Source organism: Enterobacter sp. ku-bf2, from assembly GCF_001742765.1.
Taxonomy (GTDB): domain Bacteria; phylum Pseudomonadota; class Gammaproteobacteria; order Enterobacterales; family Enterobacteriaceae; genus Enterobacter; species Enterobacter quasiroggenkampii.
Genome location: NZ_MDVW01000018.1, coordinates 1 through 25,961 on the forward strand (window position 1 = coordinate 1; position 25,961 = coordinate 25,961).

Annotated in this window: 28 protein-coding genes, 1 tRNA gene and 2 rRNA genes; 13 read left to right on the forward strand and 18 right to left on the reverse strand. The window is 55.5% G+C overall.

From position 1 onward, the window contains the following. Together BFG58_RS14995 and rrf are read left to right on the forward strand one after the other, a co-directional pair. A 23S ribosomal RNA gene (locus BFG58_RS14995) occupies nucleotides 1-176 on the forward strand; the annotation flags it as partial. A gap of 72 nt (nucleotides 177-248) precedes the next feature. Continuing rightward, nucleotides 249-364 (forward strand): 5S ribosomal RNA (gene rrf, locus BFG58_RS15000). Nucleotides 365-578: 214 nt separating this feature from the next. On the opposite strand, the gene BFG58_RS15005 is transcribed toward rrf, so the two are convergent. The 6 genes from BFG58_RS15005 to aspA all read right to left on the reverse strand — a co-directional run bounded on the left by BFG58_RS15005 (nucleotide 579) and on the right by aspA (nucleotide 6,364). After that, a tRNA-Phe gene (locus BFG58_RS15005) sits at nucleotides 579-654 on the reverse strand. Nucleotides 655-781: 127 nt separating this feature from the next. Beyond that, a complete protein-coding gene (locus BFG58_RS15010; protein ID WP_021240733.1) occupies nucleotides 782-1,357 on the reverse strand; it encodes a transcriptional regulator in 576 nt (191 codons plus the stop codon). A 49-nt stretch (nucleotides 1,358-1,406) separates the two neighbouring features. Further along, on the reverse strand, nucleotides 1,407-3,098 hold the full coding sequence (locus BFG58_RS15015) for a protein-disulfide reductase DsbD (protein ID WP_069720047.1): 1,692 nt from the start codon (nucleotides 3,096-3,098) through the stop codon (nucleotides 1,407-1,409). Continuing rightward, complete coding sequence (cutA, locus tag BFG58_RS15020; RefSeq protein WP_069720048.1) at nucleotides 3,074-3,397, reverse strand: divalent cation tolerance protein CutA; 324 nt, start codon at nucleotides 3,395-3,397, stop codon at nucleotides 3,074-3,076. Before cutA ends, BFG58_RS15015 begins: the two co-directional genes overlap by 25 nt. Before the next feature lie 113 nt (nucleotides 3,398-3,510). Continuing rightward, nucleotides 3,511-4,812, reverse strand: coding sequence for an anaerobic C4-dicarboxylate transporter (locus BFG58_RS15025; RefSeq protein ID WP_024907357.1), 1,302 nt, complete (start codon nucleotides 4,810-4,812; stop codon nucleotides 3,511-3,513). Between the two features lie 115 nt (nucleotides 4,813-4,927). Further along, nucleotides 4,928-6,364 carry an aspartate ammonia-lyase gene (aspA, locus tag BFG58_RS15030; RefSeq protein WP_003855923.1) on the reverse strand — a complete coding sequence of 479 codons (1,437 nt, stop codon included), beginning with the start codon at nucleotides 6,362-6,364 and terminating at the stop codon, nucleotides 4,928-4,930. A gap of 335 nt (nucleotides 6,365-6,699) precedes the next feature. On the opposite strand from aspA, the gene BFG58_RS15035 reads away from it, so the two are divergent. Then, nucleotides 6,700-7,164, forward strand: a complete 465-nt coding sequence (locus BFG58_RS15035) for an FxsA family protein (protein WP_023616652.1) — start codon at nucleotides 6,700-6,702, stop codon at nucleotides 7,162-7,164. A 36-nt stretch (nucleotides 7,165-7,200) separates the two neighbouring features. Here the strand turns inward: BFG58_RS15035 and yjeH are convergent, their stop codons facing one another. Beyond that, nucleotides 7,201-8,421 (reverse strand): L-methionine/branched-chain amino acid transporter, encoded by a 1,221-nt coding sequence (gene yjeH, locus BFG58_RS15040; RefSeq protein ID WP_069720049.1) that lies wholly within the window; start codon nucleotides 8,419-8,421, stop codon nucleotides 7,201-7,203. Nucleotides 8,422-8,600: 179 nt separating this feature from the next. Here yjeH and BFG58_RS15045 point away from each other — a divergent pair, with 179 nt between their 5' ends. Next, nucleotides 8,601-8,894, forward strand: coding sequence for a co-chaperone GroES (locus tag BFG58_RS15045; protein ID WP_003855929.1), 294 nt, complete (start codon nucleotides 8,601-8,603; stop codon nucleotides 8,892-8,894). Between the two features lie 31 nt (nucleotides 8,895-8,925). After that, entirely contained in the window at nucleotides 8,926-10,569 is a 1,644-nt protein-coding gene (gene groL, locus BFG58_RS15050) for a chaperonin GroEL (protein WP_047748209.1), read from the forward strand. A 65-nt stretch (nucleotides 10,570-10,634) separates the two neighbouring features. Here the strand turns inward: groL and iadA are convergent, their stop codons facing one another. From iadA to BFG58_RS15065, 3 genes are read right to left on the reverse strand one after another with little or no spacing between them, the layout of a single operon-like run. Next, complete coding sequence (gene iadA, locus BFG58_RS15055; protein WP_069720050.1) at nucleotides 10,635-11,798, reverse strand: beta-aspartyl-peptidase; 1,164 nt, start codon at nucleotides 11,796-11,798, stop codon at nucleotides 10,635-10,637. A 10-nt stretch (nucleotides 11,799-11,808) separates the two neighbouring features. After that, nucleotides 11,809-12,270 carry a YjiG family protein gene (locus BFG58_RS15060; protein WP_069720051.1) on the reverse strand — a complete coding sequence of 154 codons (462 nt, stop codon included), beginning with the start codon at nucleotides 12,268-12,270 and terminating at the stop codon, nucleotides 11,809-11,811. Continuing rightward, the gene (locus BFG58_RS15065) at nucleotides 12,251-12,913 is read right to left on the reverse strand and encodes a nucleoside recognition domain-containing protein (protein WP_069720052.1); all 663 of its coding nucleotides are present in this window, start codon (nucleotides 12,911-12,913) and stop codon (nucleotides 12,251-12,253) included. Before BFG58_RS15065 ends, BFG58_RS15060 begins: the two co-directional genes overlap by 20 nt. A 231-nt stretch (nucleotides 12,914-13,144) precedes the next feature. On the opposite strand from BFG58_RS15065, the gene BFG58_RS15070 reads away from it, so the two are divergent. Further along, nucleotides 13,145-13,498: a DUF4156 domain-containing protein gene (locus tag BFG58_RS15070; protein WP_045909554.1), complete on the forward strand. Its 354-nt coding sequence runs from the start codon at nucleotides 13,145-13,147 to the stop codon at nucleotides 13,496-13,498. A 65-nt stretch (nucleotides 13,499-13,563) separates the two neighbouring features. On the opposite strand, the gene epmB is transcribed toward BFG58_RS15070, so the two are convergent. Continuing rightward, a complete protein-coding gene (epmB, locus tag BFG58_RS15075) occupies nucleotides 13,564-14,592 on the reverse strand; it encodes an EF-P beta-lysylation protein EpmB (RefSeq protein ID WP_049122278.1) in 1,029 nt (342 codons plus the stop codon). 40 nt (nucleotides 14,593-14,632) lie between these two features. Here epmB and efp point away from each other — a divergent pair, with 40 nt between their 5' ends. From efp to ecnB, 3 genes are all read left to right on the forward strand, one after another. Next, on the forward strand, nucleotides 14,633-15,199 hold the full coding sequence (efp, locus tag BFG58_RS15080) for an elongation factor P (RefSeq protein ID WP_008502940.1): 567 nt from the start codon (nucleotides 14,633-14,635) through the stop codon (nucleotides 15,197-15,199). A 57-nt stretch (nucleotides 15,200-15,256) separates the two neighbouring features. Next, on the forward strand, nucleotides 15,257-15,388 hold the full coding sequence (locus BFG58_RS15085; RefSeq protein ID WP_024907352.1) for an entericidin A/B family lipoprotein: 132 nt from the start codon (nucleotides 15,257-15,259) through the stop codon (nucleotides 15,386-15,388). Nucleotides 15,389-15,496: 108 nt separating this feature from the next. Further along, the gene (gene ecnB / locus BFG58_RS15090) at nucleotides 15,497-15,643 is read left to right on the forward strand and encodes a lipoprotein toxin entericidin B (protein WP_003025482.1); all 147 of its coding nucleotides are present in this window, start codon (nucleotides 15,497-15,499) and stop codon (nucleotides 15,641-15,643) included. A gap of 37 nt (nucleotides 15,644-15,680) precedes the next feature. On the opposite strand, the gene BFG58_RS15095 is transcribed toward ecnB, so the two are convergent. After that, nucleotides 15,681-16,280 (reverse strand): LuxR family transcriptional regulator, encoded by a 600-nt coding sequence (locus tag BFG58_RS15095; protein ID WP_048027839.1) that lies wholly within the window; start codon nucleotides 16,278-16,280, stop codon nucleotides 15,681-15,683. A 261-nt stretch (nucleotides 16,281-16,541) separates the two neighbouring features. Between BFG58_RS15095 and sugE the strand changes: the two genes are divergently transcribed. Beyond that, entirely contained in the window at nucleotides 16,542-16,859 is a 318-nt protein-coding gene (sugE, locus tag BFG58_RS15100) for a quaternary ammonium compound efflux SMR transporter SugE (RefSeq protein WP_008502938.1), read from the forward strand. Here the strand turns inward: sugE and BFG58_RS15105 are convergent. Continuing rightward, nucleotides 16,856-17,386, reverse strand: coding sequence for a lipocalin family protein (locus tag BFG58_RS15105; protein WP_045909551.1), 531 nt, complete (start codon nucleotides 17,384-17,386; stop codon nucleotides 16,856-16,858). The two genes, sugE and BFG58_RS15105, sit on opposite strands and share 4 nt — an antisense overlap. Nucleotides 17,387-17,517: 131 nt before the next feature. Further along, nucleotides 17,518-18,663, reverse strand: coding sequence for a cephalosporin-hydrolyzing class C beta-lactamase ACT-111 (locus BFG58_RS15110; RefSeq protein ID WP_069720053.1), 1,146 nt, complete (start codon nucleotides 18,661-18,663; stop codon nucleotides 17,518-17,520). Nucleotides 18,664-18,795: 132 nt separating this feature from the next. On the opposite strand from BFG58_RS15110, the gene ampR reads away from it, so the two are divergent. Continuing rightward, complete coding sequence (gene ampR, locus BFG58_RS15115) at nucleotides 18,796-19,671, forward strand: LysR family transcriptional regulator AmpR (RefSeq protein ID WP_069720054.1); 876 nt, start codon at nucleotides 18,796-18,798, stop codon at nucleotides 19,669-19,671. Between the two features lie 29 nt (nucleotides 19,672-19,700). Here ampR and frdD read toward each other — a convergent pair whose 3' ends face one another. Genes frdD through frdA form a run of 4 tightly spaced genes read right to left on the reverse strand, consistent with a single transcriptional unit; the run spans nucleotide 19,701 to nucleotide 22,994 of the window. After that, nucleotides 19,701-20,060, reverse strand: a complete 360-nt coding sequence (frdD, locus tag BFG58_RS15120; RefSeq protein ID WP_032662398.1) for a fumarate reductase subunit FrdD — start codon at nucleotides 20,058-20,060, stop codon at nucleotides 19,701-19,703. Nucleotides 20,061-20,070: 10 nt separating this feature from the next. After that, complete coding sequence (frdC, locus tag BFG58_RS15125; protein ID WP_008502933.1) at nucleotides 20,071-20,466, reverse strand: fumarate reductase subunit FrdC; 396 nt, start codon at nucleotides 20,464-20,466, stop codon at nucleotides 20,071-20,073. Between the two features lie 10 nt (nucleotides 20,467-20,476). Continuing rightward, complete coding sequence (locus tag BFG58_RS15130; RefSeq protein ID WP_045909547.1) at nucleotides 20,477-21,211, reverse strand: succinate dehydrogenase/fumarate reductase iron-sulfur subunit; 735 nt, start codon at nucleotides 21,209-21,211, stop codon at nucleotides 20,477-20,479. Beyond that, on the reverse strand, nucleotides 21,204-22,994 hold the full coding sequence (gene frdA / locus BFG58_RS15135) for a fumarate reductase (quinol) flavoprotein subunit (RefSeq protein ID WP_069720055.1): 1,791 nt from the start codon (nucleotides 22,992-22,994) through the stop codon (nucleotides 21,204-21,206). Before frdA ends, BFG58_RS15130 begins: the two co-directional genes overlap by 8 nt. A 310-nt stretch (nucleotides 22,995-23,304) precedes the next feature. Here frdA and epmA point away from each other — a divergent pair, with 310 nt between their 5' ends. Together epmA and yjeM are read left to right on the forward strand one after the other, a co-directional pair. Beyond that, the gene (epmA, locus tag BFG58_RS15140; RefSeq protein WP_069720056.1) at nucleotides 23,305-24,282 is read left to right on the forward strand and encodes an elongation factor P--(R)-beta-lysine ligase; all 978 of its coding nucleotides are present in this window, start codon (nucleotides 23,305-23,307) and stop codon (nucleotides 24,280-24,282) included. 178 nt (nucleotides 24,283-24,460) lie between these two features. Further along, nucleotides 24,461-25,960, forward strand: a complete 1,500-nt coding sequence (gene yjeM, locus BFG58_RS15145) for a glutamate/gamma-aminobutyrate family transporter YjeM (RefSeq protein ID WP_045909544.1) — start codon at nucleotides 24,461-24,463, stop codon at nucleotides 25,958-25,960. Nucleotide 25,961: the final 1 nt, after the last annotated feature.

Below are 25,961 nucleotides of genomic sequence, written 5' to 3' on the forward strand. Positions count from 1 at the left end.
GCGGAAAAGATAAGTGCTGAAAGCATCTAAGCACGAAACTTGCCCCGAGATGAGTTCTCCCTGAGACTTTAAGTCTCCTGAAGGAACGTTGAAGACGACGACGTTGATAGGTCGGGTGTGTAAGCGCAGCGATGCGTTGAGCTAACCGATACTAATGAACCGTGAGGCTTAACCTTACAACGCCGAAGATGTTTTGGCGAAGAGACGAACAATCAAAATTCAGCCTTGATACAGATTAACAGAATTTGCCTGGCGGCTTTAGCGCGGTGGTCCCACCTGACCCCATGCCGAACTCAGAAGTGAAACGCCGTAGCGCCGATGGTAGTGTGGGGTCTCCCCATGTGAGAGTAGGGAACTGCCAGGCATCAATTAAGAAGAACCCCGTACCGTAAGGTACGGGGTTTTTTGCTTTGTGCGTCAGAAATCATGCCGGATGGTTTTGTAGGCCCGGTAAGCGCAGCGCCACCGGGCATGGCAGACCGCACGATCCCACGGTAAAAAGAAGCAAGAATACTAAAGAAGGGATTTATAAACGCAGAAAAGCAAAAACCCAGCCATAGGCTGGGTTCTTTAAATAGTGGTGCCCGGACTCGGAATCGAACCAAGGACACGGGGATTTTCAATCCCCTGCTCTACCGACTGAGCTATCCGGGCAACGGAGCGCATTAAACCGCAATCGCGCCTTATCGTCAACATTATTTCGGGAAAAGCTGTTCAATTGCTTAACTTTGCGGCAATCTGATGGTTTACGCGTCGAATAGGGCAAATTTAACAGGCTCGCTTACGTCAATGCCCCACCCATACGGCACTGAGCAAAGCGCAGAATATCTTCCGCCAGTCGGTGCGCCGTATCTACGTCGGCCTGGCTACGGTTCACCAGCATGCGGCTCAGGCAGCCCTCCAGCACCAGCTCCATCTGTTTCGCCACCATTGCCGGGTCATCCACTTCAAGACGGGTCAGCAGCTCGTGAGTGAAGTCATGCGCTGCCCGTTTTTGCTGATCCGCCAACTGGTGGACAGGATGGTCGGGATCGGGATAGAACGTACAGGCCGCAATAAACAGGCAACCCGGATAGCGATTGTTGCTGACACATTCCGTCAGGGCGGTATAGCGCGCCAGCAGCTTTTGTTCCGCAGTCAGCTCTTCATTCAGCATCAGCTGCCTGCGCCAGATATCAACCTGCTGGCTGAGATAGCGTAGAGCATCATAAACGAGCGCCTCTTTATCCGGCCAGAAGCGCTTAAGATCATCCAGGGGGTAATCGATACGGTCGGCTACCATCTCAAGCGTGGTGCTGGCGATCCCATAAATCTCAAGTAATTGCAGGGCTTGTCCCAGTACGTCTTCGCGTTGCACGGTTGTCTCCTCCGCTATTCCCAACGGTGTGTTACGTTTACAGTGTTGTTTACGGTTGGCGATTGCGCAAATGCGCGCTGAATGCCGCGGCATCCATAAAGCCGGTTACACGCTGTTCTGGCTGCTCCTGTCCCTGTTGATTGAAGAACAGGATGGTTGGCAGCCCAAGCACGTTAAGCTGCTTCAGCAGAGCCTTATCCTGCGCATTATTGGCGGTTACGTTCGCCTGGAGCAGAACAGTCTCTTTCAGGGTGTTTTGTACCTGAGGATCGCTAAAGGTGTATTTTTCAAACTCTTTGCAGGCGACGCACCAGTCGGCATAGAGATCGAGCATCACCGGCTTGCCTTTTGCCTGTGCGAGCGCGCTGTTGAGCTCATCAACGTTCTGAATCTGGATGAAGTTTAAATGCGCCTGCGTCTGGCCGACCGGCGAGCCGAACGCCCAGTCCTGAAGAGGACGTACGCTCACCAGCGCGGCGGCGAGCAGGAGGATTTGCACCAGGCGCATCCACGCTTTTTTCGCCCCCAGACTGACGATAAACGCCCAGGAGAAGAACGCTACGCCGAGCATCGCCCACAGGCGAGTGCCCCACACGTCACCCGTAATACGTTCCAGCAGGAACACCGGCAGCGCCAGAATGACAAAACCAAACGCGGTTTTCACCGTCTCCATCCACGGGCCGCTCTTCGGCAGAAGTCGATTGCCGAAAACCGTAACCAGAATCAGCGGCAGGCCCATGCCCAGCGCGTAAAGGTACAGCGTACCGCCGCCAAGCCACAGATTGCCGCTCTGGGCAATATAGAGCAGGATGGCGCTCAGCGGTGCGGTGGTGCAAGGGGAGCAAATCAGTCCGGCGATGGCCCCCATCATAAACACGCCGCCTGCCGAACCACCCTGCTGGCGATTACTCATCAGCGTTAAGCGGGTTTGCAGAGCTGACGGTAACTGCAGCGTGAACAGGCCAAACATCGACAGTGCCAGCAGGATAAATATCGCCGACAGGCCAATCAGCACATAAGGGTGCTGAAGTGCGGCCTGGAACTGCAACCCGGCAGCGGCGACCACAAGGCCGAGTGCCGTGTAGGTCAGCGCCATACCCTGCACGTAAATAAAGGCCAGCAGCAGCGCGCGGGCGGTGGAAAGGCGCTGTTTGCCGCCCAGCACAATCCCAGAGATGAGTGGATACATCGGCAGCACGCACGGCGTAAAGGCAATGCCGATACCGATCAGCAAGGCCCACAGCGCGGAGAACGGAAGGTCAGTGGGAGCTTCACGCTTCTCGCCTGAAGGAAGAGGGGGAACCGTGGCAGAGGCTTTCACTTCACTAAGCGGAACTACCTTTGTTTCAGGCGGATAGCAGAATCCGGCATCCGCGCACCCCTGATAGGTCACCGTCAGGGTCGCACCTTTATCCGCCTGATTCACCGTAACAGGCACGCTCAGGTGCTGGCGATAGATTTCGCTTTTGCCGTAAAACTCATCTTCATGCCACTCGCCAGAGGGCATCTGTAAAGCGCCCACGCTGGCCTGAGCAGGCGTAATGCTTACCTGCTTGCGATAGAGGTAATAGCCCTCTTTCACCTGCCAGTTAAGCGTAAGGACATGCTGGTTTTGCTGAAAATCGAAAACAAACGCCCGATCGGCAGGAATGAAGTTCGAACGGCCGGGCGCGTCAAACAACCCGGCAAATACTGATGTGCTGCACAGCAGCAGGATCAGCGTAAGGAAGCGTTGAGCCATGAGAGATAGTCGTTATCGCCATGAACCACTGGCAGGACCAGCAGCTCCGGGGTTTGGTAAGGATGATGAGATTTGAGGCAGTCCAGGAGTGCCTGCTGATTCGCCAGATTGGTTTTGAGCAACATCTGGACTTCGTACTCTTGCTCCAGCTTACCTTCCCAATAGTAAAGAGAGGTCGCGCTGGGGAGGAGCGTGACGCAGGCTGCCAGTTTTTCGGCCAGCACTTTGGCGGCGAGATCCTGGGCAGAGGCTTCATCAGGGGCGGTACACAGTACGACAACGGCATCAGGCGTGTTCACAAGTCGACCTCCTCATCACGAAAGGTTTCACTATATCACGCAAGGCGGTTGGTCATTAATGAAACGGGCCGCAGAGCGGCCCGATTTTAACTATTTTTACAACCGGGAACGGTTTACAGCACCACGCCACCGATGATAAAGCCGAGGATCACGCAGAGTGAAATGGCGACCACGCCCGGGATCAGGAACGCATGGTTAAACACATACTTACCGATACGGGTTGAGCCGGTGTCGTCCATCTCAACGGCCGCCAGCAAGGTTGGGTAGGTAGGCAGCACGAACAGGGCAGAAACAGCAGCAAACGAGGCGATAGCGGTTAACGGGGTGACGCCCAGCATCAGAGCCGCAGGCATCAGCGCTTTGGTGGTCGCTGCCTGAGAGTAAAGCAGGGTAGCCGCAAAGAACAGCACGACCGCCAGCAGCCATGGGTAGTTATGCAGCAGGTCGCCTGCTACGGTCTGAATGTCGCTAATGTGCGCTTTCACGAAGGTATCACCGAGCCACGCCACGCCCAGCACGCACACGCAGGCGCTCATACCGGATTTGAAAGTGCTGGCGTTCAGCACTTCGCTGGTATCAATTTTACAGGTGATGCTAATCAGCGTTGCGATGGTCAGCATGAACACCACAATCGCTTCGTTACGCGGCAGGACCGGGTTCTGGATCAGGCCCACGGTATCGCTGATGGCGGTCGCATAGAACATAACGGCGACGATACCAATCAGGAACAGCAGCACGGAGCGTTTTGCATGTGGCTTCAGTTCGAAGACCTGGCTGCCGCGCAGGCTCACTTCACCTTTTGCCAGACGCTCCTGATAAACCGGGTCGTCTTTCAGTTCAGCGCCGAGGAAGTTGCACAGCACAGCGGTAATCATCACCGCAATCAGCGTCACCGGGATACAGATCGCCAGCAGCGTCAGGTAGCTCACGCCCATCGGCTCCAGGATACCGGCGAAGAAGACCACCGCCGCGGAAATCGGCGAGGCGGTAATGGCGATCTGGGACGCGACGACGGCAATAGAGAGCGGACGCGACGGACGGATACCCTGTTCTTTCGCCACTTCGGTAATCACCGGTAACGTGGAGAAAGCGGTGTGGCCAGTACCGGCGAGAATGGTCATAAACCAGGTCACCAGCGGAGCAAGGAAGGTAATGTATTTAGGGTGGCGGCGTAGCATGCGTTCCGCCAGGCTTACCAGGTAGTCCATACCGCCTGCCACCTGCATGGCGGCAATAGCGGCAATAACAGCCATGATGATTTCGATAACATCGAACGGGATAGCGCCGGGTTTAATCTGAAAGATAAGGGTAAGAACGAGCACTCCAAGACCGCCGGCAAAACCGATGCCGATACCCCCGAGTCGTGCTCCCAAATAAATCGCCAACAAGACGATGACGAGTTCTGCTCCAAACATAAGGACCTGCCTTGCTTATTAACAAGTTGATATTGAATTGTTGTATTTTGGTAACGCCTAAAAAGAAAAAAGGCACGTCACAAGTGACGTGCCTTAAGAAGCCTAGCCTGAACGGTTACTGTTCGCTTTCATCGGTATATCGTTTCGCTTTATATGCCGGGTGCATCAGGTTTTGGGCCGAGAAGATATCGTCCAGCTCGGCTTCGGTCAACAGCCCGCGCTCCAGCACCACTTCACGCACGCTCTTACCGGTTTCGGCACAAATCTTACCGACGATGTCGCCGTTGTGGTGGCCGATGAACGGGTTGAGGTAGGTGACGATCCCGATGGAGTTATAGACATAACCTTCACAAACTTCTTTATTCGCCGTGATGCCGTTAATGCATTTTTCCAGCAGGTTGTAGCAAGCGTTGGTCAGAATGTGGATAGATTCAAACATCGCCTGGCCAATTACCGGCTCCATCACGTTCAGCTGCAGCTGGCCCGCTTCAGAGGCCATGGTCACGGTCGTATCGTTACCGATGACTTTAAAGCAAACCTGATTCACCACTTCTGGCACGACCGGGTTCACTTTGGCCGGCATGATGGATGAACCCGCCTGCAGTTCTGGCAGGTTGATTTCGTTCAGGCCAGCGCGCGGACCGGAAGAGAGCAGGCGCAGGTCATTACAGATTTTGGACAGTTTCACCGCCAGACGTTTCAGCGCGCTGTGTACCATGACGTAGGCGCCGCAGTCGGAGGTCGCTTCAATCAGGTCTTCTGCAGGCACAACCGGCAGGTTGGACACTTCAGCCAGCTTCTGTACCGCCAGTTGCTGATAGCCATCCGGGGTGTTCAGACGCGTACCGATGGCGGTGGCGCCCAGGTTCACTTCCAGCAGCAGCTCGGAGGTACGCAGCAGGTTTTTGGTCTCTTCGTTCAGCAGTACGTTAAACGCGTGGAATTCCTGACCGAGGGTCATCGGCACCGCATCCTGCAGTTGGGTACGACCCATTTTCAGAATGTCCTGGAACTCAACCGCTTTACGCTGGAAGCCATCGCCCAGCTGGTTGATCGCATCCACCAGTTTCACCACGGAGGCATACACCGCAATACGGAAGCCGGTTGGGTAGGCGTCGTTGGTGGACTGGCATTTGTTGACGTGGTCGTTCGGGTTCAGGTACTGGTATTCACCTTTCTGGTGACCCATCAGCTCCAGGCCAATGTTTGCCAGTACTTCGTTAGTATTCATGTTGACGGAAGTGCCCGCGCCGCCCTGATAGACGTCAACCGGGAACTGATCCATGCATTTGCCGTTGTTCAGCACTTCATCGCAGGCCGCGATAATCGCATTTGCCGCGCTTTTAGGAATGGTTTGCAGCTCTTTGTTGGCCAGGGCTGCGGCTTTCTTCACCATCACCATGCCACGAACAAACTCAGGGATGTCGCTGATTTTGCTGTTGCTGATGTAGAAGTTTTCAATCGCTCTCAGAGTGTGGACACCGTAGTAGGCATCCGCTGGAACTTCCCTGGTACCCAACAAGTCTTCTTCGATACGAATGTTGTTTAACATGTGAACCTTCTTTTCAAGCTGCCGATGGATTGTACTAAACACACAGTATTTATGTGGTTTTGAATATTTTCTGGCCGACGATTATTCCCTCAATCAGCCAGATGCTCGAGATCATATGCTGATGATAGCGAATTGCCGTAAGCTGGATCACTTATTATCGAGCCGATTCCATGATAATTATTAATCTGTGAAATGGGTCACCGCTTTAATATTTCCAAAAAAAATATCCGTGCAAACTGATTGAATTTTCGCTAACCGTCACCATCTCATACAAACGCGCGTCGCGAAAACATTCAGACAGGGGCCCGATGGCCTCTGCCACACAGGAGATGCCAGTGCGCTGGATACCGTTTATTGCTTTCTTTCTCTATGTTTACATTGAGATTTCCATTTTCATCCAGGTTGCCCATGTGCTGGGCGTCCTGCTGACGTTGATTCTGGTGATTTTCACCTCCGTCATCGGCATGTCGCTGGTGCGTAATCAGGGTTTCAAAAATTTCCTGATAATGCAGCAGAAGATGGCCGCAGGCGAAAGCCCGGCGGAAGAGATGATCAAAAGCGTGTCGTTGATTATTGCGGGGCTGCTGCTGATTCTGCCAGGGTTCTTCACCGACTTCCTCGGCCTTCTGCTGCTTCTGCCGCCGGTGCAAAAACACCTCACCATGAAGCTGCTGCCGCATCTGCGCTTTAGCCGTATGCCCGGCGGTGGGTTCAGCACCGGGCCAGGCGACACGTTTGAAGGGGAATATCAGCGTAAGGATGAACAGCACGACCGTCTGGATCACAAAGACGATCGGTGATTTTGTTGCCCGGTGGCGCTTCGCTTACCGGGCCTACTAAAGCGCCAGCCACAACACCGCCAGCATGACGATGGCATACATGCTCTTCCATCCCACCATCGCCAGCAGCAGCAGGCACAGCAGCCCCCCAACAACCGCCAGTGCTTTATAACGACCTTTCAGCAAACGGCAGCCCGCCAGCATACACAGCAGGTAGATCATAATAAAAATGCCGTTGGCGTAGACGAGCAGCGTATCCAGATTGATCTTCAGGGCGTAAATACACAGCGTACTCAGCACGCAGCAGCCCAGTACGGCATTCAGGGCATTCAGCGGCAGCTGGCGTTTAGACAGGCGCGCGAGGCGGTTATCAGGTTTATCCAGCGCCTGCGACCACACCAGACGGGCAAAGCTCTGGATATAAATGTTGAGGCTGGCAAAACAGGCCAGATAGCCGATGACGCAGGCGATCCACAGCGCCTTCACACCAAACAGTTCAACTACGATATCCGGCAGCGATGCCGCGGCGGCGAGATCCGCGCCGAACGCGTGGAAGTGCAACACCAGCACGGTACACGCCCAGTAGACCGTACCCGCCAGCAGCAGGCCGATCATCAGCGCGCGGGGGAAATCACGTTCAGGTTGCTTAAATTCCGACGCCAGATGGGCAAAGGCTTCCAGACCGACAAAACACCAGAACATGACGGAGAGCGCGGCAAAAAGCTGCGCGTGGTCGATATCTGTTACCGCCGGGAAGGGAATTTCCTTTACGGTGATATCGCCCGCCCACCAGATAGCGGCCACAAGCGCGACAATCAGCACTGCAACCAGCGTCTGCAGGTTGGCGCTGGAGCTGGCGCCGCGTGAGCCCACCCACCAGACGATAGCCAGCGTCCCCAGCTCGGCCAGCAACAGCTGCTCATGATGCCAGCCAAACAGCGCCTGCCCAAAACCTGTCGCAATATGCAGCGCCGCCGGGAGGCCAACCGGAATGACGGAGAGAAACAGCCAGCCGGTCACTCGCTCCAGCCGTGCGCCAAAGGCCAGGCCGACAAAGTGCGCCACGCCGCCCGCGCTGGGAAAATGCCGCCCCAGGATGGCAAACACAATGGCTATCGGGAAAACCAGTACAATCAACACCGGCCACGCCCACAGGCTGTTATTTCCTGCCACCAGCGCCGCCAGTGCGGGTACGGCAAACACGCCCGTACCTAACAAGGAGGTTGAGAGCAGGCCAACACCCTGCGCCAGCCCCAACTCCTGCTTGAGTCCACTCATTGACATCGCCCTGCCAATACCAAAAGAGAGGCGATGGTAACACTTTCGCAAATTTTTTTTTCAACTCCCCCTTGAAGGGGTAAAAAGCTATCCCCATCTCTCAGGGCACTAGTCGGAAAACCGCATGCGGGCCGGCGTCATCCATAACTGATAATGACTTTCTCAAAGGAGAGCTATCAATGAGTATTCGTCCGTTACATGATCGTGTGATCGTCAAACGTAAAGAAGTTGAAACCAAGTCTGCTGGCGGCATCGTTCTGACCGGTTCTGCAGCAGCCAAATCAACGCGTGGCGAAATCATCGCTGTCGGTAAGGGCCGCATCCTGGAAAACGGAACTGTGCAGCCGCTGGACGTTAAAGTTGGTGACATCGTAATTTTCAACGATGGCTACGGCGTGAAATCCGAGAAGATCGACAATGAAGAAGTGTTGATCATGTCCGAGAGCGACATTCTGGCAATTGTTGAAGCGTAATTTACGCACGAGAATTTGAGGAAATAAGAACATGGCAGCTAAAGACGTAAAATTCGGTAACGACGCTCGTGTAAAAATGCTCCGCGGCGTAAACGTACTGGCAGATGCAGTTAAAGTGACCCTGGGCCCGAAAGGCCGTAACGTAGTGCTGGATAAATCCTTCGGCGCGCCAACCATCACCAAAGATGGTGTTTCTGTAGCACGTGAAATCGAGCTGGAAGACAAGTTCGAAAACATGGGCGCGCAGATGGTGAAAGAAGTTGCCTCTAAAGCGAACGACGCTGCAGGCGACGGTACCACCACCGCGACCGTTCTGGCGCAGGCGATCATCACCGAAGGTCTGAAAGCCGTTGCGGCGGGCATGAACCCAATGGATCTGAAACGTGGTATCGACAAAGCTGTCGCCTCCGCTGTTGAAGAACTGAAAGCGCTGTCCGTACCGTGCTCTGACTCTAAAGCCATTGCTCAGGTAGGTACCATCTCCGCTAACTCCGACGAAACCGTGGGTAAACTGATCGCGGAAGCGATGGATAAAGTCGGTAAAGAAGGCGTGATCACCGTTGAAGACGGTACCGGTCTGGAAGATGAACTGGACGTGGTTGAAGGTATGCAGTTCGACCGCGGTTACCTGTCCCCATACTTCATCAACAAGCCAGAGACTGGCGCTGTTGAGCTGGAAAGCCCGTTCATCCTGCTGGCTGACAAGAAAATCTCCAACATCCGCGAAATGCTGCCAGTGCTGGAAGCCGTTGCGAAAGCAGGCAAACCGCTGGTTATCATCGCTGAAGACGTTGAAGGCGAAGCGCTGGCGACCCTGGTGGTTAACACCATGCGCGGCATTGTGAAAGTGGCTGCGGTTAAAGCACCTGGCTTCGGCGATCGCCGTAAAGCGATGCTGCAGGATATCGCTACCCTGACTGGCGGTACCGTCATCTCCGAAGAGATCGGTATGGAGCTGGAAAAAGCGACTCTGGAAGACCTGGGTCAGGCGAAACGCGTTGTGATCAACAAAGACACCACCACCATCATCGATGGCGTGGGTGAAGAAGCCGCTATTCAGGGCCGTGTTGCTCAGATCCGTAAGCAGATCGAAGAAGCGACTTCCGATTACGACCGTGAAAAACTGCAGGAGCGCGTAGCGAAACTGGCAGGCGGCGTTGCGGTAATCAAAGTCGGTGCTGCGACCGAAGTTGAAATGAAAGAGAAAAAAGCTCGCGTTGACGATGCCCTGCACGCGACCCGTGCTGCGGTAGAAGAAGGCGTGGTTGCAGGTGGTGGCGTTGCGCTGGTGCGCGTTGCCGCTAAACTGGCTGGCCTGACTGCTCAGAACGAAGACCAGAACGTGGGTATCAAAGTTGCGCTGCGCGCAATGGAAGCCCCTCTGCGTCAGATCGTGTCTAACGCCGGTGAAGAGCCATCTGTAGTGGCGAACAAGGTTAAAGCGGGCGAAGGTAACTACGGTTACAACGCTGCAACCGAAGAATACGGCAACATGATCGACTTCGGTATCCTGGACCCAACTAAAGTGACCCGTTCTGCTCTGCAGTACGCGGCCTCTGTTGCTGGTCTGATGATCACCACTGAGTGCATGGTGACCGACCTGCCAAAAGGCGATGCGCCTGACTTAGGTGCTGCTGGTATGGGTGGCATGGGCGGAATGGGCGGCATGATGTAATCATGTTGTTCTGAACCTCTCAGAACGAACCCCGGGCAGAAATGCCCGGGGTTTTTTATTGCGTGCTATTCGAAAGTCCCTTTGACGCACACGGCACCTTCACGCACCATCTGGCGGCCTTTGGCCCAGACGTCGCGGATCTGCAGGTCATCCGTCAGCACCAGGAAATCGGCATCGCATCCGGGCGCGATCCTGCCCTTATGTTCCAGACCGAGAAACGCCGCCACGTTTTGCGTAAACGGAAGAAGCGCCTCTTCCAGCGGCAACTGATGTCGGTTGACCAGCTGTTGCAGAGTTTCGAGCAGGGATTCGAACCCCGCCACGCCTATACCCACCAGATTGCCGCTCTCGTCAAATTTCGGCTGGCTGCCGTTACCGTCAGAACTGAGCGTAAGCCGGTTAAACGGCACCTGCGCCTCGCGGGCCATCACGATGGCGCTGGCGGCGTCAATCGGTTCGCTGATGCTGGTCGTGATGTCGATAAAGCCGCCTTCGCGGGCATAGTTCAGCGCGGCATGGAACAGCGCCTGGGCGCGGTTAACGTGGGTTGGCAGCAGTTTTACGCGGGGAACGTCGGCGTTATGCAGGATGCTTAATAGCGGCTCCAGCAGCTTTGGGCTGTTGCCGAGGTGAAACACGGATATGCCCGCTTTGGCACCCAACAGCCCACCTACGCGGGACTGGGCAGCCATACTGGCGAGCTGGTGGTCTGCTGGCGCGGAAGAACGATGGTCAGAGATTGCGCATTTCACGCCGATAATTTTGTCAATCAGCGCCACGTCTTTTTCGACACTGCCGGTGATTGTCGGTGAAGGCAGCCCGTACGCGCCCGTCAGCATCCATGCGCTGATCCCTTCGTGTTCGAGCGCCCGCGTTTTTGCCAGCAGCGATTCAGGATGACGGGTTACGCCGTCGGTGCCGAGCAGGCCCACAACGGAGGTGATGCCTGCGGCCACGAGTGCAGACAGGCGAACCTCTGGCGTGCGGGTGTGAGGGCCTGCCTCACCGCCGCCCCCGATCAAATGCACATGCTGGTCGATAAACCCCGGGCAAACCACCGCCCCGGCGAGATCGGTTTCCGGGCAGTCTGGCCTCGTTGTTCCCTGGTTCGCTTTTTCGATCGCCACGATTTTCCCCGCAGCGATCAGCAGATCGCAACGTCCTTTATCCTCCGGAGCGAAGAGATGCGCGTTGCGGAAAAGGTGGGGGGTCAGCACTGAAAAATCCATTTTTATCTCCTCAGAAGAGTAGCTGCATCACCCACATCGAGATCAGGGCATTAATGACGCAAAGAGTAATAATATGCGGATAATATTTTGGGTTCACGCCGGCGGTCCCCAGGCAGCGACCGGTGTTTTGCACCGGATTGCCCATCAGATAGATGGCCGGCAGCAGGATGGTGGCATCGTGGCCGTTGAGCGTGCCGGCGGCGACCAGGCTGGCGCAGACACCCACGCCGCCCCCCATACTCATCACCGAGGCCAGAAGAACCGTTGCCGCCGCGCCCGGAAGGCCCCACAGCGCCATAATCGGCTCACATAGTTTGCCGACAATATCCAGCAGGCCGGTGACCTTGAACGCCTGAATGATGACAAACGCCATGACGACGTTCGGCAACAGGCTGGTGGTGGCGATGGTAAAGCCGCGGCGGGCGCCATCAATAAACATATCCATGATATTTTTACGCGGCTGGGCGATCATGTTCTTCCTCCTGAAGACGATTTTCCATGTGGGCGATCCACAGGCGCAGGACGTTCGCGCCAACAAACTTAAACACCAGAATGACGGCCAGCGGCGTAATTACCGGGACGGTAATGAAGGTGAAGAGCGCGGCACCGGAAGAAAAATAGTTAGTAATGATGGCGCTACCGCTGGTCTGGAAGGTGGCGAAAATAGCGCGCTCCTGGTCCGTAATCGCGCCTTCATCGGTTAACTCTTTGGTCATCCCTGCCGCCGCATCGGTGTTTTGCAGGTTGGCAATCAGCGCCAGGGAGCAAACGCCCGGCACACCAAGCAGCGGACGTAAAACAGGTGTCATAAGCTGCTGCGCGGCACGCAGCCCGCCCAGACCTTCGGTGACGGCAATAATACCGAGCGATAAGATGACCGAGGGAGCCAGCTCAAGGGCAAACAGGAAACCGTCTTTCGCCCCCGTTCCGCCCGTTCCGCGAAACGTCAGGGCGCCGTTAACCGGGCCAAAGCTGCCGTTTAAGACGGTAAAGTCCAGCACGCGCCACCAGTCAGTGCTTTTTGCGAAAAAACCGGAGAAAAAAACGATGGTCAGCCCAAACGCCAGATAGCCCACCCACGTCACTCTTTCCTCTCCTGAGGATGATGCACTCATGTAACCTCCTTTTCGTTGCGTACAAAAGTTGTACGTCGCATCACTAAAAACGATCGGAGAAGAAAACACGATATCCCAAAGGCCAATATCAGAATTCATTTAGGATATCAGGGAAGGGATGACTGGAATCAGGCCCGCAGAATTGCTCAACGTTTTTCTTTTGGTCATCTTTTAGGTATAAGATTTACACACGGACAACTACTGTCCAGCTTATTGAAAACGAGGAATAACATGCGCGTAAAAGTCTGTGCAGGGATTGTAGGGGCAGCACTGCTGCTGGCGGGGTGTAGCTCCAGCAATGAGCTGTCGGCAGCGGGCCAGGGCGTTCGCTTTGTGGAAGATAAGCCTGGCACTGAATGCCAGCTGTTAGGCACGGCAACCGGTGAGCAAAGTAACTGGATGTCAGGGCAGCATGGCGAAGAAGGCGGCTCAATGCGCGGTGCGGCGAATGCCCTGCGTAATCAGGCTGCGGCAATGGGCGGCAACGTGATTTACGGCGTAAGCAGCCCAACGCAGAGTATGCTGTCCAGCTTCGTGCCGACCGCCAGCCAGATGACGGGCCAGGTCTATAAGTGCCCGAACTGATGTAATGTACTGATGGCGCTGCGCCCGGCCCTGTAGGGCAGGTAAGCGTAGCGCCACCTGCCTTTTTAGTGCTGCCGCAGCTGCAAATCCAGCGGCGTCTTGCTCGGCTCTCCGCCAATCTCACGTGCCAGCTTCGGCACCATATAGCCTGAAACCAGCGTTAACAGTTCGCGCATGATCTGCCGTGCTTCTTCATCCGTCACCATGAAATGCGCCGCGCCCTGAACGCGATCCAGCACGTGCAGGTAATACGGCATCACGCCCGCATCAAACAGGGCATTGCTCAGATCGGCCAGCACGCGGGCGCTGTCATTCACGCCGCGCAGCAGCACGCTCTGATTCAGCAGCGTCACGCCCGCTTTACGCAGTCGCGCCATCGCCGCGCAAAACGCATCGTCAATTTCGTTCGCGTGGTTAATATGATTCACCAGCAGCACCTGCAGGCGGGACTGCTCCAGGCGTGACACCAGGTCGTCGGTGATCCGTGCCGGAATGACAATCGGTAAGCGGCTATGAATGCGCAGGCGCTTAATGTGCGGGATAGCTTCAAGCTGAGTCAGCAGCCAGTCCAGCTCATGATCTTTCGCCATCAGTGGATCGCCGCCGGAAAAAATAATCTCATCCAGCTCCGGATGGGCGGCAATATAGTCCAGGGCGACCTGCCAGTTGCGTTTATTGCCCTGATTTTCGGCATACGGGAAGTGCCGGCGGAAGCAATAACGACAATTTACCGCACATCCGCCTTTGACCAGCAGCAGGGCGCGGTTGAGATACTTATGCAGTAAACCCGGCACCACGCTGTTCTGCTCTTCCAGCGGATCGGTGCTGTATCCCGGTGCAGTAATGAATTCATCCTGCGAAGTAAGCGTTTGTTTTAATAACGGATCGTCGGGGTTACCTTTCTCCATCCGCGCCACAAACGCACGGGGAACGCGCAGGGCGAAAAGGCGCTTTGCCTCGCGGCCTGCAAGCAACTCTGGGTGCTGATCGAGGTCTAAAAGACGCAGCAATTCATCAGGACTGGTGATTACATCGGCAAGTTGCGATAACCAATCTTCTCTGGACGGGGTGTTTAGGGTTACAATATGCGCCATTTTGTGGCTTAGCTACCAGTTAACAAATTTAGAGGGCCTTATGGCAACGTACTATAGCAACGATTTTCGTGCTGGTCTTAAAATCATGATGGACGGCGAACCGTACGCGGTTGAAGCCAGCGAATTCGTTAAACCAGGTAAAGGCCAGGCATTCGCACGCGTTAAGCTGCGCCGTCTGCTGACCGGTACCCGTGTTGAGAAAACCTTCAAGTCTACTGACTCTGCTGAAGGCGCTGATGTTGTTGATATGAACCTGACCTATCTGTACAACGATGGTGAGTTCTGGCATTTCATGAACAACTCCACTTTCGAACAGCTCTCTGCTGATGAGAAAGCGGTAGGTGACAGCGCTAAATGGCTGCTGGATCAGGCTGAGTGCATCGTGACCCTGTGGAACGGCCAGCCTATCGCGGTGACCCCACCAAACTTCGTAGAACTGGAAATCGTTGAAACCGATCCAGGTCTGAAGGGTGATACCGCAGGTACCGGCGGTAAGCCAGCCAAACTGTCTACCGGCGCAGTGGTGAAAGTGCCACTGTTCGTACAGACTGGCGAAGTGATCAAAGTGGATACTCGCTCCGGCGAATACGTGTCCCGCGTGAAGTAATTTACGTATGACTGAAGGCGCAGCGCCCGCTGCGCCTGATTTTTGCAGGCAGGGATGATGAAACGTACCGTTAAAATTCTGCTTCTGTTAGCGCTCTCCAGTGCATTACTTTCCGGCTGTAACACCACGCGTGGAATGGGACAAGATATCCAGGATCTGGGTCATATCATTTCTCACGCCGCCAGCTAAGTTCGTCTAATTTTCCTAAAAATGTGTCCTTTTCCGTCAACCGGCGGGATTTTGTCTATCCTTAAGTTGCTATACACAAAACAACTTTGGCTATAAAAGGAAGATATTATGGTTAAGAAGACAATTGCAGCGATCTTTTCAGTCCTGGTACTTTCTTCAGTGTTAACGGCCTGTAATACCACGCGTGGCGTCGGTCAGGATATTTCTGAAGGTGGTAGCGCAATCTCTGGTGCGGCAACAAAAGCTCAGCAGTAACGAATAAACGGTACGGGACCACCCGGGTTTCGTACCGTCAGCTTTCTGATTCCTGCAGGGATAAGAACGGAGAAAAACGCGTATCCATATGTAATTTCATGCGGATATTGCGTTTATAGGTATAAACCGTTTTTCCATTGATACTCAGGTGAGCGGCAATTTTTTGATTGCTTGCGCCGTCCATCCACAATGTCAGCACCTTCTCTTCCTGGCGGGTCAGCAAGGGGGCCGCCGCCGTTGGTCTGTCAGCGCCTGCGCGCGAGCGTAATGCGTCGTTGATGACCGTCGCCACTTCTTTGAGACTGGCGTTTTTCAACAGTGACGACCACACCGGGAACTTCCCAAGCCAGTCGGTCATGCCGCTGTCCTCTCCCGACTGCAGTAAAATAAACGGTAATCGTTCACTGGCGTTAAGCAGAGAAGAGAGCTGCTGAAAGTGGTGAATATCCTGCCTGAAGCCGTACAGGTCAGCGATGACCAGCGCAGGTTTCCATTGCAGAATGTGTTCTCTGGCAAGAAACAGATTATTCAGCCCGGTCACAACGTAGTGTCCCGGGAACAAACCGGAATGATTGAGCCATGCTTCAAACCCCGCGCGGGTGAAGTGACAACGGTCAATCAAAAGAATTTTGAACATATTTTATTCGCAGTCGGCTAGTGGTTTGGCTTCCTGCCATCAGAAAGCACATCATCATAGAGAAGTCGGATGAGTGCTAAAAGCGGGAACTCCGCGCCATACTGCGGCTATTTCTTGCCTTAACGTGTTCAGCAAAAAATGATTGAAAAAAAATAGCACGCTAACCACAATAGGGGGCGTAATCTCTGCCTTACGGGACGACCCGTAAGCGTTTCTTTCACCGGGGACGGCCCCAACTTGCATTAAGTTAAGGAGCCTGACATGTCCTGGATCATTCTTTTTATTGCTGGCCTGCTCGAAGTGGTATGGGCGATTGGTCTCAAGTACACCCACGGATTTACCCGCCTGACGCCCAGCGTCATTACCGTTACCGCCATGATCGTCAGTATCGTTCTGTTATCCTGGGCGATGCGCTCTCTGCCTGTGGGAACGGCTTATGCCGTCTGGACGGGTATTGGCGCGGTGGGAGCTGCCATCACCGGCATTCTGCTGCTTGGCGAGTCAGCGAGTCTGGCGCGTATCGCCAGCCTCGCGTTGATTGTGGCCGGGATCGTTGGGCTTAAGCTCAGCACCCACTAATGGGGCTGTTTTACCCAGATAAGTTTTGACACATCAAACCCTTGCCGGGTCGCGACGTCCAGCATCTGCTGCTTCATTTCTGGTGAAAGAGTTGGCGTGCGGGAGAGTATCCACAGGTAGTCGCGATCCGGCCCGCAGACCAGCGCGTGACGGTATTCTCTGTCGAGCGCGATCACGTTATAGCCGCCATAAAACGGGCCAAAGAAAGAGACCTTGAGCGCGGCCCGCCGCGGGTCGCCAGTGAAGTACGCTTTCCCAACCGACTGCTGCCACATCTCACGATCGGGATTATAGCCCCGGTTGATCACCTGAATACCGCCATCATCCATCGGACTGTAATTCGCAGTGACCTTCTCTAAGCCCTGCTCAAACCGATGGTCGAGGCGCGCGATTTCATACCATGTTCCAAGGAAGCGTTGTGCATCAAAAGGCGTGACGACGGTAACGCCAGGCGGTGGGGTAGGAGAACTGCAGGCAACCACTAAAAACGCGGCTGTCACCGCGGCGATAACAGGCAGAATGCGCATAGGAGTTTCCTTACTGTTTTTTGTTAAGTGTAGATGACAGCAGGAAAAATGCGGAAGAGTGTGCGGGGTATTTCGCCGCACACCGTGGATTTTATAGGCCGGGTAAGGCGAAGCTGCCACCCGGCAATGTTTTACTGCAGCGCGTCGAGGATACGGTATGCCGCCTCAACGCGTGCCGGGTTCGGATAGCTTTTATTCGCCAGCATCACAATGCCGAGCTGCTTTTCAGGAATAAATGCCACGTAGCTGCCAAATCCGCCGGTAGAGCCCGTTTTATGGACCCAGGAGGCCTTAACCGGTGGTGCCGGTGGATTCACTTCTCTTGCAGGCAACGGCGCCAGCGCCACCTTATTGTCGCTGCCCCCGACCACCGTTTGGGCGTCGACCGGCCAGTTCAGCATTTCCCAGCCCAATCCTTGATACATGGCTCCCACGCGCCAGTAGCGAGACTGTGCCAGGGCGATACCGTGCTTAAGTGGGGAATCCTGAAGGGAGTCCGGCATCATGTTGACCATCACCCAGCTTGCCATATCCTGCACGTTGGTTTTTACGCCATAGGCTTCCGCGTCCAGCATCCCTGGCGAAACGTGGACCGCTTTACCGTCACGGTATCCCCAGGCGTAATGCGCCTCTTCCGCTTTCGGGACGTTAATCCAGGTATGGTCCAGCTTGAGCGGCTTAAAGACCCGCGTCGTCATGGCCTGCTCATAGCTCATGCCGGAGGGTTTGACCGCCAGCGCGCCAAAAAGACCGATGCTGGTGTTAGCGTAAAGACGCGTGGTGCCCGGCTTCCACTTTGGCTGCCAGTTTTGATAAAAGCGCAGCAGGGAGGCGGTATCCGTGACCTCATCCGGCACCTGCAACGGCAGACCGCCTGCGGTGTAGGTTGCCAGATCCAGCATGCGAATGCCCTGCCACTGCTTGCCCGTGAGCTCAGGCCAGTATTTGGTCACCGGATCGCCCAGCGTTATTTCACCGCGCGCAATCGCATCACCACCCAATACGCCGGTGAAGGTTTTACTTATCGAACCCAGCTCGAACAAGGTTTGCGGGGTGACGGGTTTGTTCGCTGCAACATCAGCTTTACCGAAGGTAAAGTAGTGCGGCTGACCCTGATAAATCACCGCCACCGCCATACCCGGAATGGCCTGCGCGTTCATCAGCGGCGTAACGGTGCGTTCCACCACCTCAGCCAGCTGTTTTTCGGACATCGGTGCGGCGAATGCAGCGCTGGCAACGCTGAGCAGCAGGGCACAGCTTAGGGTTTTTTTCATCATTAGTTATCTTCCGTAATAGCAGTTCAAGGGAGTGTCCGGGCCCGTCAGACCGCTGTAGTCTGTGAGATTTGACTGTGGCTGACAAACGGTTAAATTTAGCATTAGCTGTTAATTTTTCTAACGGACGAGACCATGACGCGCAGCTATCTTCCTCTTAATTCCCTGCGGGCGTTTGAAGCCGCCGCCAGGCACCTCAGTTTTACGCATGCCGCTATCGAGCTGAATGTCACCCATTCCGCGATTAGCCAGCACGTAAAGGCGCTGGAGCAGCACCTGAATTGCCAGCTGTTCGTCCGCGTTTCCCGTGGGCTGATGTTGACCACGGAAGGCGAGAATTTGCTGCCGGTACTGAATGACTCGTTCGACCGAATTGCCGGAATGCTGGATCGCTTTGCCAGCCAGCGCGCTCAAGAGAAGCTGAAAATTGGCGTGGTGGGTACCTTTGCTACGGGGATGTTATTCTCGCAGCTCGCTGACTTTCGTCGCTGCTATCCGCATATCGATCTTCAGCTGTCGACGCACAACAATCGCGTCGATCCGGCTGCCGAGGGGCTTGATTACGCCATTCGCTATGGCGGAGGGGCGTGGCACGGCACGGAAGCGACATTTCTCTGTTCTGCGCCGCTGGCACCGCTTTGCACGCCTGATATCGCTGCCGCGTTGCATACTCCTGCCGATATCCTGAAGTTTACCCTGCTGCGTTCTTACCGGCGCGACGAGTGGACCGCCTGGATGCAGGCCGCGGGAGAACACCTGCCTTCACCGACGCACCGGGTGATGGTGTTTGATTCGTCCGTGACCATGCTGGAAGCCGCGCAGGCAGGCGCGGGCATAGCGATTGCCCCTGTCGATATGTTTACCCACCTGCTGAACAGTGAGCGCATTGTGCAACCTTTTGCGACGCAGATTGACCTTGGCAGCTACTGGCTCACGAGGCTGCAGTCACGCGCAGAAACGCCCGCAATGAGTGAGTTTGCCCAGTGGCTGGTGGGGAAGATGCAGAAATAAAAGGCCCGCCGGATGGCGGGCCAGAGGCGTCAGAGGGTGACCACCGCAATCAGCGTCACCACGGTCAGGATGGTCGCCAGACCGTAGAATACCCATTTCCCGCTCGGTACATGGATTTTCAGGTCATGCATCGCATGGTGAATACGGTGCAGGCCACACCACAGCGGCAGGACGATCATCAGGAAGATGAACACGCGGCCGATAAAGCTGCTCGCGAACGCCAGTACGCGCTCGTAGCTCAGCGCATCGCCCGGGAACAGCCCCAGCGGCAGCATAATGCCGACCAGCAGAATGATGACGGGGGCAATGATGGCACTCCACATGCCGCCTGCGCCAAAGAGGCCCCAGAAGACCGGCTCATCAGAACGTTTTGGATTTGGATTGATCACAATAGTCTCCTTACCAGAACAGTGCGACAAACAGAATGACCACGGTGACCAGAATCGTCACCGCCCAGAGCCCCTTAATTACCGGCTCTGGCCCCATTTTCTCGCCTTTTACAATGATGTTCGCCGCTTTTGGCGCCAGTTCAAACCAGGTTTTGGTATGCAGCAGCGCGGCCGCGAGCACGATCAGGTTCAGAATCACTATGATCGGGTTTTGCAGGAAACCGACGAAGCTGGCCCAGGTTTCCGGTCCATGCTTGAGGGCAAAAACGCCGTACATCAGCTCAAGGCTGAACCAGACCGCCGGTACCGCCGTGCCTTCACGCAGCATGTAGAAGCGATAAAACGGCAGGTTTTTCCACCAGGTGGACGGCACAGGCCGCACATAGGCTTTGCGTTTAGTCGTCATCATGCACTCCTTAGCGTGGTTTCAGGGTAGCGATAAGAAAGTCTTTCGAGCTTTCCACTTTACCCTGCTGAATAGCGGCGGCCGGGTCGACGTGCTTCGGACAGACTTCGGAGCAATAGCCCACAAAGGTACAGGTCCAGACGCCGTTCTGGCTGTTAAGCTGCGCCATACGTTCTTTTTTACCGTGGTCGCGGCTGTCTTCGTTATAGCGGTGCGCCAGGGTAATGGCGGCCGGGCCGATGAACTCGGGGTTCAGGCCAAACTGTGGACAGGCAGCGTAGCAAAGACCGCAGTTGATGCAGCCGGAGAACTGATGGTATTTCGCCATCTGAGCCGGGGTCTGGGTGTTTGGCCCCTGATCCGGCGTGCGCGGGTTGCCGATGATGTAGGGCTTAATGGCTTCCAGGCTTTCGATAAAGTGGGTCATATCGACCACCAGATCGCGTTCAATCGGGAAGTTGCCCAGGGCTTCGACCTTGATGCCTTTGGTATAGTCACGCAGGAAGGTCTTACAGGCCAGCTTCGGCACCTTGTTGACCATCATGCCGCAGGAGCCGCAGATCGCCATGCGGCAGGACCAGCGGTAGCTCAGGTCTGGCGCCAGGTTGTCTTTGATATAGCCGAGCGCGTCCAGCAGGGAGGTTTGCTCGTCGTAAGGGACTTCATAGAAAGCACTGTGCGGTGCGGCGTCCACTTCCGGGTTGTAGCGCACCACTTCAACTTTGAGTGTTTGCATCTCAGCCATTCGCCTTCTCCTTCTTCTCGGCGGCTTCTGCTTCTGCACCGTACACGCGTTTAGCCGGTGGCAGCGTGGTGATTTTCACTTCGCTGTAGTCCAGACGTGTGGTGCCATCCGCATCGCGCCAGGCGAGCGTGTGTTTCAGGAAGTTGACGTCGTCACGCTCGGTACAGCCTTCATCAAGACGCTGATGCGCCCCACGCGACTCTTTACGCGCCAGCGCAGAGTGCGCCATACATTCCGCCACGTTCAGGCCGTGGCCCAGTTCGATGGTATAGAGCAGGTCGGTGTTGAAAACGCTGGAGGTATCGGTGATGCGCACGCGCTTGAAGCGCTCCTGCAGTTCCGCCAGCTTGTCGACGGTTTTTTGCATCAGCTCAGGGGTACGGTAGATACCGCAGCCTTCTTCCATCGACAGGCCCATCTCGTCGCGGATCTTAGACCAGTTCTCGTTACCTTCCTGGTTCACCAGATCTTTCAGACGTTTTTCAACGTCGGCGACCTGTGCATCCAGCGCGGCACCGTTGGCTTCGCCTGCGGTTGCCGCCCGCTCCATCGCGCGCTCGCCCGCCATGCGGCCAAAGACGACCAGCTCGGCCAGCGAGTTTGAGCCGAGACGGTTGGCGCCGTGCAGGCCCACGGAGGAACATTCACCCACGGCGAACAGACCCTTAATACGGGTTTCACACTGCTGATCGGTTTCGATCCCGCCCATGGTGTAGTGCGCCGTTGGGCGTACCGGAATCGGCTCTTTCACCGGATCGACGCCGACGTAGGCTTTCGCCAGCTCGCAGATGAACGGCAGACGTTCCAGCAGTTTTTTCTCGCCCAGATGGCGCAGATCGAGATAGACCACATCGCCGCGCGGCGTGGAAATAGTGTTGCCTTTGCGCCACTCGTGCCAGAAAGCCTGAGAGACTTTGTCGCGCGGGCCGAGCTCCATGTACTTGTTCTTCGGCTCGCCGAGCGGGGTTTCCGGACCCATGCCGTAATCCTGCAGGTAGCGGTAGCCGTTTTTGTTGACCAGAATACCGCCTTCACCGCGGCAGCCTTCCGTCATCAGAATGCCGGATCCTGGCAGACCTGTTGGGTGATACTGCACGAATTCCATATCGCGCAGCGGCACGCCGTGGCTGAGCGCCATACCCATACCGTCGCCGGTAACGATGCCGCCGTTGGTGTTATAACGATAAACGCGGCCCGCACCGCCCGTCGCCATCACCACCGCATTGGCGCGGATCTGGACGAGCGTGCCTTCCATCATATTCATCGCCACCAGGCCGCGCGCGTGTCCATCATCCACCAGAATGTCGAGGACGAAATGCTCATCGAAGCGCTGAATTTGTGGGAACTGAAGGGAGGTCTGGAACAGGGTGTGCAGCATGTGGAAGCCGGTCTTATCGGCAGCGAACCAGGTGCGTTCGATCTTCATGCCGCCGAAGCGGCGAACGTTGACGCTGCCGTCCGGACGGCGGCTCCACGGGCAACCCCACTGCTCAAGCTGGGTCATCTCCGTTGGACAATGGTGCACAAAGTAGTCAACGACATCCTGTTCACAAAGCCAGTCGCCCCCTGCAACCGTGTCGTGGAAATGGTATTCAAAGCTGTCATGATCCTGCGCAACGGCGGCGGACCCTCCTTCTGCGGCCACCGTGTGGCTGCGCATTGGATAGACTTTTGAAATCAATGCGATTTTAGCGTTGGGATTAGCTTGCGCTGCAGCAATCGCAGCACGTAATCCAGCCCCGCCAGCGCCTATTACGGCAAGATCGGCCTGAAAAGTTTGCACGACATTCCTCCAGATTTTTGTTATTTCGCAACGCGACAAACTAAAGGTAGTTCACCCGTCCAAAAGGACGATTGCGAAAGCGTTTCCACTGCTCCTTTATGGGTAAAACAGTATAACCGTGTAGATGTCAGGGAAATTTGACGTGTTCGATTTTTTTGCTGTTCTGTCCGGCGATTTATCATTGAGATTGATGAATTGCATCACGCAATTGTTCACCTAAATGAAATGCGCTTTTTTACTGCGCAAAATTTGTCTCTGTCCCTGCTAACGAGTAGACTTCGTGCCCTTGTCTGAAATCGGAGAACAACTCATGAGCGAAACGGCCACCTGGGAGCCGAGCGCATCCATCCCTAATCTGTTAAAACGCGCTGCAATTATGACGGAGATCCGCCGTTTCTTTGCCGACCGCGGCGTCCTGGAGGTGGAAACCCCGTGCATGAGTCAGGCAACGGTAACGGATATTCATCTGGTCCCGTTTGAAACCCGTTTTGTTGGCCCCGGCCACTCTCAGGGCATGAATTTGTATCTGATGACCAGCCCGGAATATCACATGAAACGCCTGCTGGCGGCGGGGTGTGGTCCGGTCTATCAGCTGTGCCGCAGTTTCCGTAATGAAGAGATGGGGCGTCACCACAACCCGGAATTCACTATGCTGGAGTGGTACCGCCCGCATTATGATATGTACCGCCTGATGAATGAGGTGGACGATCTGCTGCAGCAGGTCCTGGACTGCTCTGAAGCTGAAACGCTCTCTTATCAGCAGGCCTTCCTGCGCTATCTGGAAATCGATCCGCTGTCGGCGGACAAAACCCAGCTGCGCGAAGTGGCGGCAAAACTGGATCTGAGCAACGTGGCGGATACCGAAGAGGATCGCGACACGCTGCTGCAGCTGCTGTTCACCTTCGGCGTGGAACCGCAGATTGGCAAAGACCGTCCGACGTTTGTCTATCACTTCCCGGCAAGCCAGGCGTCACTGGCGCAGATCAGTACCGAAGACCATCGTGTCGCTGAGCGTTTTGAGGTCTATTACAAAGGTATTGAGCTGGCGAACGGCTTCCACGAACTGACCGACGCCCGCGAGCAGGCGCAGCGTTTCGAGCAGGATAACCGCAAGCGCGCCGCGCGCGGCCTGCCACAGCAGCCGATCGATACCAACCTGCTGGAAGCGTTAAAAGCGGGCCTGCCGGATTGCTCCGGCGTGGCGCTGGGCGTAGACCGTCTGGTGATGCTGGCGCTGGGCGCCGAGCAGCTGGGCGATGTGATTGCCTTTACGGTCGATCGCGCTTAAAGAATTGCCGGGTGGCGCTGTCGCTTACCCGGCCTACTCGGTCACTTGGCCCTGCCACATTAAAAACTGCCATATTATCAATACACGGGTCTTTTTCTTAATTTGGCCCTTATAGCCACAATATTAGTCTGGTCTTCTGCTACCATCCGCGCAGTTTAATTCCGCTTTGGATGGTTCTATGTCCCACTCACTCAAAAAGATGACCCTCACCGGGCTCATCCTGATGATATTTACCTCAGTGTTTGGCTTTGCCAACAGCCCCTCCGCGTTCTATCTGATGGGCTATAGCGCGACGCCGTTTTATATCGTTTCTGCTCTGTTCTTCTTTATCCCGTTTGCGCTGATGATGGCGGAGATGGGCTCGGCTTACCGGAAAGAAGAGGGCGGGATTTACTCATGGATGAACAACAGCGTCGGCCCGCGTTATGCCTTTATCGGTACGTTTATGTGGTTCTCATCCTACGTCGTCTGGATGGTCAGTACGGCCGCTAAAGTCTGGGTGCCGTTCTCGACGTTTGTTTTCGGCGCCGATAAAACCCAGGTCTGGTCGTTAGCCGGGCTGAGCTCCACGCAGGTCGTCGGGATTCTGGCGGTATGCTGGATGGTTGTCGTGACGCTGGTGGCGTCTAAAGGCATCAATAAAATTGCCCGGATTACTGCCGTGGGCGGTATTTCCGTGATGTGCCTGAACCTGGTGCTGCTGCTGGTGAGTATCGCTATCCTGTGCCTGAACGGTGGTCATTTTGCGCAGGAGGTGAACTTCGTTTCATCGCCTAATCCAGGTTACCAGTCCGGGCTGGCTATGCTCTCCTTCGTGGTGTTTGCTATCTTCGCTTACGGCGGCATTGAAGCCGTTGGCGGTCTGGTCGACAAGACCGAGAACCCGGAGAAAAACTTTGCCAAAGGCATTATTTTTGCCGCCATCGTGATTTCCATCGGCTATTCGCTGGCGATTTTCCTCTGGGGGGTCAGCACCAACTGGCAACAGGTGTTGAGCAACAGCACCACCAACCTCGGGAACATCACCTATGTGCTGATGAAAAGCCTGGGGATGACGCTGGGGCAGGCGATGAACCTGACGCCGGATGCGGCGGCAACGCTGGGCATTTGGTTTGCGCGTATTACCGGTCTGTCGATGTTCCTCGCCTATACCGGCGCATTCTTCACGCTGATCTATTCGCCGCTGAAAGCGATTATTCAGGGTACGCCGAAGGCGCTGTGGCCTGCGCGCATGACCCAGCTCAACACGACGGGGATGCCTGCTAACGCGATGTGGATGCAGTGCCTGCTGGTATGTGCGTTCATTCTGCTGGTGTCATTTGGCGGCGATACGGCGTCTGCGTTTTACAACAAGCTGACCCTGATGGCGAACGTGTCGATGACCCTGCCGTACCTGTTCCTGACCCTGGCGTTCCCGTTCTTTAAGGCGAAGCAGGATCTTGAACGTCCGTTTGTGATCTTCAAAACCCGCGCGGCAACGCTGCTGGCCACCACGGTGGTGCTGCTGGTGGTGGCGTTTGCCAACATCTTCACCATTATTCAGCCGGTGATTGAGGCGAACGACTGGAACAGCGCGCTGTGGATGGTGGGCGGCCCAATCTTCTTCTCGCTGTTAGCGATGGGGATTTATGAGAATTACCGTCGACGCGCGACAGCGTACATCGCAGAAGTGGCGTAGC